Source organism: Spirosoma endophyticum (assembly GCF_900112365.1).
GTDB lineage: Bacteria > Bacteroidota > Bacteroidia > Cytophagales > Spirosomataceae > Spirosoma > Spirosoma endophyticum.
In genome coordinates this window covers 16,569-30,493 of sequence record NZ_FOLQ01000028.1, presented here as the reverse complement: position 1 = coordinate 30,493, position 13,925 = coordinate 16,569, and the positions used below count along the sequence as shown (strand labels likewise).

12 protein-coding genes are annotated in these 13,925 nt (G+C 47.9%); 9 read left to right on the top strand and 3 right to left on the bottom strand.

All coding sequences use genetic code 11. From position 1 onward, the window contains the following. Positions 1 to 4 precede the first annotated feature (4 nt). Genes BM202_RS32245 through BM202_RS32225 form a run of 5 tightly spaced genes read left to right on the top strand, consistent with a single transcriptional unit; the run spans position 5 to position 6,893 of the window. Complete coding sequence (locus tag BM202_RS32245) at positions 5 to 2,173, top strand: bi-domain-containing oxidoreductase (RefSeq protein ID WP_093834019.1); 2,169 nt, start codon at positions 5 to 7, stop codon at positions 2,171 to 2,173. Then, entirely contained in the window at positions 2,170 to 3,813 is a 1,644-nt protein-coding gene (locus BM202_RS32240) for an alginate lyase family protein (RefSeq protein ID WP_093834017.1), read from the top strand. The genes BM202_RS32245 and BM202_RS32240 overlap by 4 nt, the downstream gene beginning before the upstream one ends. Beyond that, entirely contained in the window at positions 3,776 to 4,993 is a 1,218-nt protein-coding gene (locus BM202_RS32235) for a glycosyltransferase family 4 protein (protein WP_093834015.1), read from the top strand. The genes BM202_RS32240 and BM202_RS32235 overlap by 38 nt, the downstream gene beginning before the upstream one ends. Then, complete coding sequence (locus BM202_RS32230; RefSeq protein WP_093834013.1) at positions 4,990 to 5,904, top strand: NAD-dependent epimerase/dehydratase family protein; 915 nt, start codon at positions 4,990 to 4,992, stop codon at positions 5,902 to 5,904. The genes BM202_RS32235 and BM202_RS32230 overlap by 4 nt, the downstream gene beginning before the upstream one ends. After that, positions 5,901 to 6,893, top strand: coding sequence for an MraY family glycosyltransferase (locus tag BM202_RS32225; protein ID WP_093834011.1), 993 nt, complete (start codon positions 5,901 to 5,903; stop codon positions 6,891 to 6,893). Before BM202_RS32230 ends, BM202_RS32225 begins: the two co-directional genes overlap by 4 nt. A gap of 32 nt (positions 6,894 to 6,925) precedes the next feature. On the opposite strand, the gene BM202_RS32220 is transcribed toward BM202_RS32225, so the two are convergent. Then, the gene (locus BM202_RS32220) at positions 6,926 to 7,411 is read right to left on the bottom strand and encodes a thioredoxin family protein (protein ID WP_093834009.1); all 486 of its coding nucleotides are present in this window, start codon (positions 7,409 to 7,411) and stop codon (positions 6,926 to 6,928) included. A gap of 193 nt (positions 7,412 to 7,604) precedes the next feature. On the opposite strand from BM202_RS32220, the gene yihA reads away from it, so the two are divergent. Next, entirely contained in the window at positions 7,605 to 8,249 is a 645-nt protein-coding gene (yihA, locus tag BM202_RS32215; RefSeq protein WP_093834007.1) for a ribosome biogenesis GTP-binding protein YihA/YsxC, read from the top strand. Positions 8,250 to 8,361: 112 nt separating this feature from the next. Next, complete coding sequence (locus tag BM202_RS32210; protein ID WP_093834005.1) at positions 8,362 to 8,856, top strand: DUF5606 family protein; 495 nt, start codon at positions 8,362 to 8,364, stop codon at positions 8,854 to 8,856. A 196-nt stretch (positions 8,857 to 9,052) separates the two neighbouring features. On the opposite strand, the gene pyk is transcribed toward BM202_RS32210, so the two are convergent. Further along, complete coding sequence (gene pyk / locus BM202_RS32205; RefSeq protein ID WP_093834003.1) at positions 9,053 to 10,489, bottom strand: pyruvate kinase; 1,437 nt, start codon at positions 10,487 to 10,489, stop codon at positions 9,053 to 9,055. A 251-nt stretch (positions 10,490 to 10,740) separates the two neighbouring features. On the opposite strand from pyk, the gene BM202_RS32200 reads away from it, so the two are divergent. Together BM202_RS32200 and BM202_RS37935 are read left to right on the top strand one after the other, a co-directional pair. Continuing rightward, complete coding sequence (locus tag BM202_RS32200) at positions 10,741 to 10,932, top strand: hypothetical protein (RefSeq protein WP_093834001.1); 192 nt, start codon at positions 10,741 to 10,743, stop codon at positions 10,930 to 10,932. Beyond that, complete coding sequence (locus tag BM202_RS37935; RefSeq protein WP_093833999.1) at positions 10,929 to 11,333, top strand: type II toxin-antitoxin system death-on-curing family toxin; 405 nt, start codon at positions 10,929 to 10,931, stop codon at positions 11,331 to 11,333. The genes BM202_RS32200 and BM202_RS37935 overlap by 4 nt, the downstream gene beginning before the upstream one ends. 8 nt (positions 11,334 to 11,341) lie before the next feature. Here the strand turns inward: BM202_RS37935 and priA are convergent, their stop codons facing one another. After that, positions 11,342 to 13,867 (bottom strand): replication restart helicase PriA, encoded by a 2,526-nt coding sequence (priA, locus tag BM202_RS32190; RefSeq protein WP_093833997.1) that lies wholly within the window; start codon positions 13,865 to 13,867, stop codon positions 11,342 to 11,344. Positions 13,868 to 13,925 lie beyond the last annotated feature (58 nt).

Genomic DNA, 13,925 nt, shown 5'->3' with positions numbered 1-13,925 from the left:
AACCATGAAGCAACTTATACAGAATCTTAAAACGGGCGAAACCCTTCTCGAAGACGTACCGGCGCCCCAGGTACAGCGAGGCCAGGTGCTGATTCAGACCCGGCTATCGCTGGTTTCTTCGGGGACGGAGCGAATGCTGGTTGAATTTGGACGGGCTAGTCTTATTACCAAAGCCCGGCAGCAACCCGAGAAGATGAAGCAGGTGCTTGAGAAAGTGAAATCAGATGGGGCAATACCCACGCTGAAAGCCGTATGCCGGAAACTCAATCAGCCGATACCGCTTGGTTACTGCAACGTCGGTACGGTGCTGGCCGTGGGCGATGGCGTTACCGATTTGCGTATCGGCGATCGGGTGGCGTCCAACGGTCCGCATGCCGAAGTAGTTTGTGTAGCCCGAAATCTAGTCTCCCCTGTACCCGGCAATGTGCCCGACGAAGCCGCGGTTTTTACCATTGTTGGCGCTATTGGCTTGCAGGGAATTCGGTTGTTGAATCCTACGCTGGGCGAAACCGTCGTAGTCGTTGGGCTTGGCTTAATTGGCTTGTTAACGGCAGATCTGTTACGTATCAATGGGTGCCGGGTGATTGGTGTCGATATAGATGAGGCTAAATGTCAATTAGCGGAGCAAAAGGGTATCTTAACCATTAATCCTACCGCTGGCACTGATCCAGTAAAAGCCGTCCTTTCCAGTACCAACGGTATTGGCGCTGATGGCGTGGTTATTACGGCTTCGTCGTCCACCGATGAGATTATAGCCCAGGCGGCTCAAATGAGTCGCAAAAGAGGCCGGATTGTACTGATTGGTGTTATCGGGTTGACGCTGAATCGGGCGGAGTTTTACAAGAAAGAACTGACGTTTCAGGTGTCGTGCTCGTATGGACCCGGCCGGTATGACAATGCTTACGAACAACAGGGTCTCGACTATCCGGTAGCCCATGTACGCTGGACCGAAAATCGCAATTTTGACGCAATTCTACAGTTCATGGCAAACGGTCAACTGGACGTAAAATCATTGATTAGTGATAAGGTCCCGTTTGCGGAGTACAACACAATTTATGGATCTCTGGGAGCGTCGCATCGAATTGCCTCGCTACTCAGCTACCCGGATCGAGTTGATTTGAGTCCAACAATTCGCCTGCGCGATCACGTTTATACTCGAAGTTCAGGAACGGTAGGTATTATTGGCGCGGGAAATTTTACGGATGCTACGTTGCTGCCAGCACTGAAAGCATCGGGGGCAAACCTGAAAATCATCGCCAGTGCTAGCGGGCTACAGGCTACGTTGCTGGCTAAAAAATACGGTGTGAGCCAAAGCACATCAGACTACCGGCAGATACTCGAAGACTCCGCCATTGATGTGTGCATCATCACGACGCGGCATAACAGCCACGCCCAATTGGTGATCGAAGCCCTGCAAGTGGGAAAGCACGTTTTTGTGGAAAAACCGCTGGCTATTTATGACCACGAGATTGTCCCAATCATTGACGCACAACAGGTGTCGGGCCGAATGGTGATGGTTGGCTTCAATCGGAGATTCTCCCCCTACGCTCAAAAAATGAAGTCGCTCCTGGGTGGAATCCGGTCAGACGAACAACTGATGAACGTAGTGGTGACTGTCAATGCGGGTTTTATGGAGGCCAGCTCATGGGTACATGACCGGGCCATTGGGGGCGGACGTTTGCTGGGCGAGGCTTGTCATTTCGTAGACCTGATTTCGTTTTTAACGGGCAGCTACGTAGCGAGTGTATGTATGAACGCAATGGGGCATCAACCGTCCGAAACGAGCGATTCGGCATCACTGCTTCTGCGCTACGAAAATGGGTCAACGGGTGTCGTCAATTACTTCAGCAATGGCAATAAAGCCTATGCCAAAGAGCGTGTGGAGGTTTATTCGCAGGAACGAACGCTGATTCTGGACAACTTTCGCCAGCTAACTGGCTACGGGTTCAGGGGGTTCTCTAGCCAATCTGGTCAGCAGGATAAGGGCCACAACGAACAGATAAAGCGATTGATTAACCAGATTCGTAGCGACGGCAAGGAGCCATCACTAATTCCTTTTGCTGATAGCCTTAACACGACTCAAACGACACTGGCCGCTTTACACAGTCTGCGGGAAAATCGCTGGGTTGACGTAGCAGGTATCGGGAGGCCGCAAAGCAACCTAGCAACATGACTAACCCAGGTTTACTTTGGCGAACTGTGCGGCATCTGACCCTTCGGCAGATGGTCTATCAAGTACTCAATCGCCTGAGGAGACGCGCTCGTTTACTATTTCCTGAAGTCGAACCTGAGAGCTATTTCCTGACTATGCCAAATGCTGATAAACCAGTGTCATGGCAGAATGGGACATTTACGTTTTTAAATCAAAGCCAACTTTTTCCTGAGCAAATTGACTGGAATTTTTCGGGTAATGGCAAACTCTGGACATATCATCTCAATTACTTCGATTTCCTGAATCAACCAGGCATGACGGCCGAAGCCGGACTGGCGTTAGTTCAGGATTTCATGAACCAGACCGATACGTTACGGGATGGTCTGGAATCCTATCCAACTTCCCTACGGATTATTAATTGGGTGCAGTTCCTGAGCCGGAATCAGATTAATGCCGCTACCATTAATCGTCATTTGTTTGCTCAGGTTCATTTGCTTAGTCGTCGATTAGAATATCACCTGTCGGGAAATCATCTGCTAGAGAACGGTTTATCGTTGCTTATTGGCGCTTTATATTTCCGGCACGAGCGGTGGTTTCGCTTGGCGGCTAGTCTTGTTTGTACTGAACTAACCGCACAAGTTCTAGCCGATGGTGCCCATTATGAACGTAGCCCGATGTACCACCAGCTACTTCTGGACAGGCTGCTGACGGTTCTGTTAGCTTTACAACGTGATACCTGGCATAAAGAGAATACACTTGCTGCTTTTCTGGATCAAAAGGCGAGTCATATGTTGCACTGGCTTAACGCCATTACGTTTCGAAATGGCGACGTACCAATGGTCAACGATTCGGTAGCAGGTGTTGCACCCACAACCAGGCAACTGCGTGAGAAGGCAGAACGTATGTTGCAACCGTCGACGGGATTTGTAGACATCCGACCCGAAACCAAATCTACTCGGAGAGCGGAGAGTGGCTACCGATTTTTTCGGCAGGAACGATACGAACTAATGATAAATATTGGTTCGATTGGCCCTGATCACCAGCCTGGACATGCACACGCGGACACGTTCTCATTTTTATTGAATGTGGATAACTTGCCGGTAATTGTGGATAACTCTGCGTCTACCTACCAGATGAGCCAACGTCGGGCGTGGGAGCGGAGCACAGCTGCCCACAATACCGTTGAGGTGAACAGTAGTAACTCATCTGAGGTATGGGCCGGTTTTCGCGTTGGTCGTCGGGCAAGGGTAAAAGTGCAACAAGACACAGAAAGTAGGTTGATGGCCTCCCATGATGGTTATCAATGCGATAATGTCATTCATGAGCGGACGTGGTCTGTCGAAGAAACGAAGATTTGTATAACGGATCGCTTGCTGGAACATACTGATTCTAAGGCAAATCGGGTGGGTATTGCCCGCTTATACTTCCATCCAGCTATTCAGGTAGCTGATGTGGATAACGTAGTTATGGCTGGACCAATAAAAATAACTTTCTCATCAGTAACCAATTTTAACTTTCACGTCACAAGGTACGATATGGCTGATGGCTTTAATCGTCTACAGACGGGACAATGCGTAGAAGTCGTGTTTGACAATCAATTAGAAACCACGATATATCTACTGGATGAAAATCCTCTACCTAACGTTTTATTTCGCGCCTGATATTGGCCCCGGCGCCTTTCGGAACACAGCTACAGTGGACGAACTGGCTCGCCAACTTCCCCAGAACAGCCACATTCAGGTGGTTACAACCAGGCCCAACCGTTATGAATCGTTCAAGCCAGCTACCTCCGACTACGAAAGACGTAGCAACGGTGGTTGCCAGGTTACAATTGAACGCATTAAGATTCCCAGGCATGGAGGTGGCCAGTTAAACCAAATATGGGCTTTTATCGTGTACGGATGGGCTGCTTATCGGCTTACAAAAAATCACAAATATGAACTGGTTGTGGCTTCGTCATCTCGGTTGGCCACCGCCTTTTTGGGTGCAATCATAGCCAGAAAATTCAACACCCCTTTGTTTTTAGACATCCGCGATCTATTCCGCGAAGTCATGCTGGAAAAGCTCAATCGTCCTGTCGTTCGGGCGCTACTAGATCCGGGTTTGCGTATTGTTGAACGTTATACATTCGGTTATGCCAGTCATATAAATTTAGTATCCGAAGCATTCCGGTCTTATTTCAAATCTTATCCACTAGCTACGTTTAGCTATCTCACGAATGGCATTGACGATGTGTTTTTGAGCCTCCTTCCTAGCCAACCCTCCCCTATTCCATCTATTCGAACCTTGCTCTACGCAGGGAATATCGGGGAAGGGCAAGCCCTGCATAAGATTATTCCACAAGCGGCTCGCTTGCTGGGCGCTAACTATCGGTTTGTCGTCTTTGGAAGTGGGGGCGCAGCCAGGCGAAAACTAGAGAAAGCCATTCAGTTGGAGAAGATCGCAAATGTTGACCTATATAATCCTGTCACCCAGTCAGAATTACTGGTTGAATACCAAAAGGCCGATTACCTTTTTGTCCACCTTGATGATCTGGACGCTTTCAAACGGGTGTTGCCGTCGAAATTTTTTGAATTAGGCGCGACGGATAAGCCAATCGTCGCTGGTGTAGCGGGTTATGCAGCCTCGTTTGTTCAGGAGCAGCTCGAAAACAGCATTCTGTTCAGCCCCGGCGACGTAGTGGATTTAGTTAGGCAACTGCGCGAAACGCCTTACCGAACGCATCTCAGAGCGGGTTTTAGAGCGCGTTTTCAGCGGAAGACAATAAGTCAGCAACTCGCCCGGCAAATGCTCAAAACGCTGAATAAATCAAGCCATAAACAACTCGTCAAAACGCTATGAACGCTTTATTAACGGGTGCATCGGGTTTTTTAGGCAGTCGAATTTACCGAGAGCTTATCCAGCAACATACCGTTACGACGCTGGGTCGAACATCAGTCAGTAATCGGCATATTCACTGTGACTTAACCCAAGCCATGCCCGTGCTTCTTCCAGAGTCGTACGATATTATTATTCATTCCGCCGGGAAAGCTCACTCGGTTCCCCGTAATGCAATAGAACACTCTGATTATGAGCGGGTAAATGTGTACGGAATTATTCGGCTTCTGAATATGCTGGAGCGATTGCCGATCCTGCCCAAATCCTTCGTGCATATCAGTACAGTACTCGTTTATGGCCGGTCAGAAGGGCAATCACTCACCGAACTGACGCCACTTGACGCCGATGATGCCTATGGTTTAAGTAAGGTCATGGCAGAAGATGTCGTGCGCTCCTGGGCCAAACGTAACGGTGTCCGTTTAGCTATACTACGTTTACCGTTGGTAGTTGCCGAAAATCCCAAAGGCAATCTGGCCGCCATGATAAAGGCTATCAGACGCGGTTACTACGTTCATATGGGCACTGGTTCGGCCCGACGAAGCATGGTGCGGGCCGACGACGTAGCGGCCGTAATTATCCGCGCGGCCGAGGTTGGTGGGATATTCAACCTTACGGACGGCTATCATCCCAGTGTTCGTGAAGTAGAGGAGTCTATAGCCCGGCAGGCTGGTACGAAAACCCGGTTGATTATTCCGCTCGACCTGGCCAAGGCCCTGGCGTATGCTGGCGATGGAATCAATGCGCTCGTAGGCCGTCGCTTTCCGCTCGACTCAATTGCGTTGCAAAAGCTGACTCACTCGCTCACTTTTTCCGATGAACTGGCCCGCAAACAACTGGAGTGGAATTCACGTCCTGTGCTCGACGTATTTAGATGAGCTTAATCCGCTACGTACTGCTGGCAGCCCTGTTAGTTGGCATAAAGTTAGTGTATCTCCGAATAGCCCGGCATTTCAATCTTTTTGATACACCCAACGAACGCAGTTCTCATACCGATTCAGTTACGATTCAATCGGGAGGGATTATCTTCTATCTGGCGGCACTGGTAGCTGTTTCAGTCAATAAACTCAACCAGCCTTACTTCTTTGCTGGCCTGACGGTGGTTGCGCTGATTAGCTTTTGGGATGACGTTAACTCCCTGTCCATTCATTCCCGAATCATCACTCAGTTTAGTGCAATGGGGCTATTGCTGATTCAAACGGGCGTATTCCCTGATCAGAAGTGGGTATTTTTTGGTCTGCTAATCATTGGCGTTGGTAGCCTGAATGCCTACAATTTCATGGATGGCGTTAATGGAATGACTGCCTTTTACAGCCTTGTTACAATTGGCACGCTTTGGTACCAGCAGAGCCAGACAAGGCCGGGTAACGTGTTTGATTCGTTGCTTCCATGTGTATTTATTGCTTTGCTTATTTTCAGCTATTTTAACGCGCGCCGACAGGCTATCTGCTTTGCCGGTGATGTCGGTAGTATTTCTATGGGATTCATCTGTCTGTATGCCTTACTGGCTGCGATCAACCAAAGCCATACGTATCTACTGGTGCTTTTTTTAGCGGTCTACGGCATAGATAGTGTCCTGACAATTATGCACCGGCTTTATCTCGGGCAATCTATTTTTCAGGCACATCGATTGCATTTGTTTCAATTGCTCGTTCATCAATACGGTTGGTCTCATTTACGCGTATCTGGCTTGTATGCGCTGGTGCAGGCCGGCATCAACGTCCTTGTCTTAAGCGCACTCGATTGGTCGATAACAGCTCAACTAATGCTGACAGGATTGATTTTAGGCGTATTGATTGGCCTGTATGGTAGTCTGAAAAAGTGGCTGATGAATGAGTGCTACACAGAAAAGGGTCGGTTTAGCTAAACCGACCCTTTTCTGTGTAGCCATGCAACGTATTACATGGCTGCTCCTTTAACACTCTTACCAATGGCAATCAGCGACTCCGGCGATTGATAGCCTAAAACCTTTTTCAACAAGCGGCCATTGGCATCAATGAACAACAGCGTTGGGTAGGCTTCAAGCGGATATACCTGCGATAGAGCCGGGCCTTCGCCTTTCTCCATATCCATTTTCACGTTTATGAATTTACCGTTGTAGAATTCACCAACAGCTTTTTTCGTGAATACATTTTTCTGAAGCATTTTACAGGGGCCGCACCAGCTCGCATAGGCATCTAAAAAGATCACCTTTTTCTCGGCTTTTGCCTTCTTCAAAATCTCCTTCCAGGATGTCTCGGTAAATTGAATGCCCTCGGCATCTTCTTTGGGAGAACGCTTATCATCGCCAATGTGATTCAATGTTGTTGACGGATACGCGGCATTAGTCGGGACGAAACCAAATCCCACAAGTAGGGTAGTCAATAGAAAAAATACTTTTTTCATAGTCAAACCGGCGTACCGGTGGTCTTTTTAGTGGTTTTTCGTGTGTATAACGTACCAGAAGGCAATTTTCGTTTCCGTCAGAGGCCTGTTTGCCAAACATAATTAACGGACAGATTCAAAATGGCAAGGTACAAACAGTGTGCCATTCTGCATAATCTTTCCGAACTTTGAGGTCGTTTTAGTTAATACTGCCATGCCTGTTAAACAAGCTGAATTTTTTGTTAGTAATTCTGATCCGGCACTATGCCCCAAACCTGACCGACCGGAATATGCATTCATTGGGCGCTCTAACGTTGGTAAATCGTCGCTGATCAACATGCTAACGGGACGCTCGTCGTTAGCCAAAATTTCGGGCAAACCGGGTAAAACACAGCTAATCAACCATTTTATTATTGATAATGAATGGTATTTAGTGGATTTACCGGGTTATGGATATGCTCAGGTAAGCAAGACCGATCGAGAAAAATTTGCGGCTTTGATCGACGGATACCTGACAAGCCGCCCGAACCTGTTGTGTATTTTCGTACTGGTTGATGCCCGAATTGCACCTCAGAAACTAGACCTTGACTTCATGGCTAATTTAGGAGAGCGAGGCTTGCCATTTGTCATTGCGTTCACTAAAACTGAAAAACTTGGCCCAGTAAAACTTCAGGCCATTATTGATACGTATCGCGCTAAATTGCTCGAAACGTGGGAAGAAATGCCACCGTTTTTCATAACATCGGCTATCACAGCCGCTGGCCGTGAAGATATTCTGGCATTCATCCGGCCGTTAAATGAGGAATACAAAAACAACAACAAGGTGAAGCCAGATCGCTGGAATATCACGAAAAGCTGAAAGTGTCATATCACCTTTCAGTTTGGTGATTCCATTCATTCTTTCGCTCTTTCACCATTAAAAAGGCAATACGTCGGCCAAAACGGGCGTTACCAATTTACACAGTACCTCTATGGAAGCATTAAAACAGATTGCCAACGTTGCCGGTTACAGCGGCCTTTACCGAATTCTTAAACCTGGCCGCGCTGGCGTTATTGTCGAGTCGTTAGACGAAAAAAAAGCCAAAACGATGATGGGCCCAACGGCTCGTGTATCGGTTCTGAATGATATTTCAATTTACGTTGATGACGATAGCGAGGAGCAATCTATATCACTTGGAGACGTACTAAAAGTAATTAGCGACAAATACAGCAATTCGTTGCCAATCGATTCCAAAGGGACGAATGACCAACTAGCTGATTTCATGGCGTCGGTCGTTCCGAACTATGATCGTGAACGTGTTCGTACCACTGATATCAAAAAACTCATTACCTGGTACGGTATCCTAAGTCAGTACGCACCCGAAATTTTTGAGGTGTCGGCTGAGGAGACTATAGAAGAAAAGGCAGAAAATGTAGCCGCTACTGAAGTACCGGTTGCCGAAGAGCCGAAAACGGGAAAAGCATAAATATTTGTCTGTGTGAGTTATCAAATTCACACAGACAGCTAAAGTTCTTCATTTTCAGTGAGAACGGAAAAGCCGCGATGACCCTTGGTTTCGCGGCTTTTTAGATGTTCAACAAAGTCGCTGGTCGGTAGTCAAGAGTCATTAGTACAAAACGCTACGTATTAATGACTCTTGACTACCGACCAGCGACTTTTTTTTAATCGACTGTACTTAGTTTCACCGTGTTCGTCCGGCGAGACTGTGTCAGAGGCATGCTGAGTGTATTGATGAAAATATCACCAGACACCAGCTTGCCCTGCCCAATAAGTATTTGTTTGATCCCTTCCACCGTCTGATCAACTGTCAGCGTAATATCAGGCTCATATGGCATCACCTGAACGCCCCAATATAGACCGAGCGTGTTCCGCAGTTGCGAATCATTGGAGAAAACCAGCAGATCAGCTTTGGGGCGGTGGTGCGACAGCCGAACGGCGGTGTAACCTGAATTCGTGATACCAATAACCGCTTTGGCGTGGGTATCGCGGGCCAGTCGGCAGGCACTCATCACTACGTTATCATTGATGACGTTCTCGCTTGGTTGCTCATTAACATGCGCGTGATAGCGATAATAAATCTTGTCGGTTGTTGTTTCCACCTGCAATATCGTGTTTGACATTGCTTCAACGGCCAGAATTGGGTATTTACCCGAGGCCGTTTCGGCGCTAAGCATAACCGCATCGGCTCCATCCATCACCGAGTTGGCAATGTCGTTAATTTCGGCACGGGTTGGGCGGGGCGCGTCGATCATGCTCTCCAGCATTTGCGTAGCGACAATAACCGGCTTGGCAGCCTTGTTACATTTCTCCACCAGCATCTTCTGAATCATTGGCACCTCTTCGGCGGGCAGTTCAACGCCAAGGTCGCCACGAGCGACCATCAGGCCATCGGTAGCGGCAATGATCTCGTCGATATTCTGGATGGCTTCGGGCTTTTCAATCTTGGCAATTACGCGACTTTTTTTGCCTTTCGACTTTATATATTCTTTAATCTCAAGAATTTCAGAGGCTTCCCGCACAAACGATAGGGCAATCCATTCGGCATCGTGTTCAAGACCAAACTCAAGATCAGTCCAGTCTTTTTCGGTTACGGCTGGCATCGACACCTTCGTGTTGGGCAGGTTCACGCCTTTCTTCGACTTCATGGAGCCACCGTAAACGACTTCTGTCACTACGTCGGTACCTTCTGTCCGCAGAACCTTTACTTCTAACTTTCCATCGTCCATCAGGATACGCTCGCCCGGATGGACATCCCGGTACATGTTTTTGTAGGGCGTACTGACGCGCTCGGAAGTGCCAATAATGTCGTCGTTGGTGAAGACAAGTTCCTGGCCGGGTACAATCGTTACCCCATCTTTATTTTCGACGTTACCAATGCGAATTTTCGGACCTTGTAAATCCTGTAATACGCAGAGGTTCAGGTTAAACTCTTCATTGATTTCGCGGATGCGGGTGAGCCGCATGAGGTGGTCTTCGTGCGTACCGTGAGAGAAATTAAGCCGGAAAACATTTACTCCTGCTTTGGCTAATGCCAGCAATTGTTCTTTCGTATCGGAAGCTGGGCCGACAGTGGCCACAATCTTGGTTTTCTTTGACATAGGACGGGGAAAATTGGGCAAAATCGGCCGGAAGCCGGTGCAAAAATAACCGGATGGCAGGATAAACGGTGGAATTAATGGAAATTTTACGGAAGAGTAATGCCGAGGCCATAATAGGTTGAATCCTTCTATAAATAAGTCAGTACTTTTTAGGCATTCCTAAATGAATCATATCCACCAAGCTGGCTAGCGTTCCTACAGAAACGTACAAACAAACTGACTACCTTTACATCTATTAATCGGACAAGATTATGGACAAGAATATTGATAAAGAGCAACTGAGCAAATCGCTAAAAGAGCTTGTTATTACAGAACCAGATTTTGTAAAAGCGCTTTTGCTCGACATTGCCAATGATTTGAAACGAATAAAGCGTCAACGTTTGGAGCAGATTGTAAATGAGGACTTTGCCGAATACGAAGCTGTCTTCAGGGCATTGGCATGATTTATCTAGACAAAGAAGATATTGTCTTTATTAACCGACGTACTGTAGTTGAACACGGGGGCAATTTTATGCCTCCGCATAACTTTCTGCATGAGGAAAACCTCGATTATTTAGTTGAAGCTGTCCAGACTGAGTTGTTTGGAGAACCGATGTACCCGACTTTGACAGATAAAGCTGCGGTCTACTGCTACAACATTATTGGCAATCATATTTTTTCGGACGGCAATAAACGCACGGGCCTTGAAGCCGCCCTTGCGTTTTTGAAACTTAATGGTAAGCGTTTGAACTACAGCCTGCCTCCGGATGACTTATATCACTTTATCCTGAAAGTAGCCTCCGGCCAGTCGAATTTAGATGAATGTCGGGCGTGGTTTGCTGAGCAGGTAATAGACAATCCGTAAATCTGCACTCATAAACAATCCACATCGGCTACGATGCTCACTTGCCGAAGTCCTTTGTCAGTCAGAATGTCGTTGATACGATCCTGGATGTACGTTTTTACCGCTTTTACGTTCACTTTGTCGCGTTCAATTTTAACCAGGATATCAAACAGAAACTGGTTTCTGATACGTTCGACCAGGGGTTCTTCGGGTCCCAATACGCGACTGCTGCCCAGCGCGTCGGTCAATTCAGCGGCCAGGCGTTCGGCGGCCCGATGGCTGATGGCTTTATCCGCGTGCCGAACCGTCAGTTTGATTAGTCGTACAAAGGGCGGATAGCTAAAATTCTGACGCTCCTGAATTTCCTCTTCATACAAGCCTTTGTAATCGTTTTCGATCACTTTTTGCAGAATCGGTTGCTGTGGATTACTGGTTTGGATAAGCACGGTGCCGTGTCGCCCCGCCCGTCGTCCGGCTCGGCCGCTCACCTGCGTAATCATTTGAAATGCCCGCTCAGTAGCTCGAAAATCAGGGAAATGAATAAGGCGGTCAGCATCGAAAATGCCCACTAAACTGACATTGTCGAAGTCTAATCCTTTGGTAATCATCTGAGTGCCAACAAGAATATCGACCTGCCCGCCTTCAAACTCCTGAATAATTTGTTGATAGGCATTTTTGGCGCGCGTGGTATCTAAATCCATACGTAGCACCCGCGATTGCGGAAAGAAAATCTGCAACTGATCCTCCAGCTTTTCGGTGCCGAAGCCAATCGTTTTGACTTTGGTGGAGCCACAGGTTGGACAGATGCGGGGAACCGCGTCTTTATGACCGCAATAATGGCAGCGCAATTCGGCATCACGCTGGTGATACGTCAGGCTAACGGCGCAGTTGGGACATTCGGCGGTCCAGTCGCAGTCTTCACACTGCATGTAGGGCGAGTAACCGCGTCGGTTCTGGAACAGGATACTTTGCTCTTTGCGCGCCATGTTCATCTCCAGCGCGTTGAGCAAAGCGGACGAAAACTCACTTTTCATCGATTTCTGCTTTTTCTCCTGCTGGGTATTCACCAACGTAATGGTTGGCAACGTAGCGTCGCCGAAACGCTGAAATAATTCCACCAGGCCGTAGCGCCCGTGTTTGGCCTGGTAATAGGTTTCTAGTGAGGGCGTGGCTGATCCTAGCAAAACTTTCGCCTGCTGCCAGTGTGCCAGCATAATTGCTACGTCGCGGGCATGGTAGCGTGGTGCCGGATCGTGTTGTTTATAACTGGTTTCGTGTTCTTCGTCTACGATAATCAAGCCGAGATTGTCGAATGGTAAAAATACCGCCGACCGTACACCAACCACAAACTGATATTGCCCGGACACGACACCTTTCCAGACTTCAACGCGCTCATTATCTGAGAATTTGGAGTGATAAATCCCCATTTTATCACCAAAAACGCGCTGTAAACGGACCACAATCTGAGTGGTCAGCGCAATTTCGGGCAGCAGGTAAAGCACTTGTGAACCGCCGGACAAGGCTTGCTGAATCAGGTCGATATACACTTCGGTTTTACCACTGCCCGTAATGCCGTGTAGCAGCACAATGTTCTGACTCTCGAACTGTGCCATAATCTGCTGTGAGGCTGAACGTTGGCTGTCGGTCAGTCGAATTTCGGCCTGTGGGGCGAGGTTGTCCGAGAAACGGGGCTGAATAATCTCAAAGGCTTCAAAAACCTGATTTTTGATGAGTGTTGTTAGCGATGATTGTGAAAGCTCATCATCCTGATTCAGAATAGTTTTATCCAGTCCTTTCTGGTTCAGTTCCGGGTTCCGCTGCATGGGAACGTGACTCAGATACCTCATCACGACTTCCTGCTGTTTAGGCAGTTTTTCCAGCCGATTCAGCAGGACTAATAGTTGCTCTCGTTCCTCATAATTGCGGTGCAGACGTACCTTCCGCACCATTTTTGGAATGTATTTTTCCTTGACTTCCTCAAAGACAATAACGGCCTTTTTGCCCACCAGCGATTTAATGAGCGCCGGTACGTTACTGCCTGCTCCTGCCAAGCGACCCAACTCTTCGTAGGATAGCGCTGACTGTTTTTTGAGTTCGGTTAACAGGGTTGCTTCAAATTCGGTGAGCAGTTCAGGATAATCGAAGTCAGGGTTAAACTGCACCTTTGACTGACTCGAAATTTTCAGACCTGATGGCAGCGCTACGTTCATGACGTCACCAATGCAGCACATGTAGTACTCGGCCATCCACCTGAAAAGCTCTAATTGATAACCCGTTACAAATGGGTATTCATCTAAAACTTCGCTGATATACCGCGCCTGATAGGCTGTTGGTGGTGAATTATGGAGCCTTGCTACTACCGCCGTGAGCACGCGACCGTTGTTTTTGCCAAAAGGTACAATAACTCTGGCGCCAATTTTGAGCACCTCCGCCATTCCACGGGGCACCCTATAGGTGAACAGTCTCGGTACGGGAATTGGTAAAATTAAATCGGCGAAGAAGGTTACTTCCTCGACATCTGTTGACGAAAAGAGTGAATAGGTCTGGTTTTCCACGGACTGAAGACGGGCGGTACGTCAGGTAAATATACGGAAAACCCCTCGTTGTCCCGGC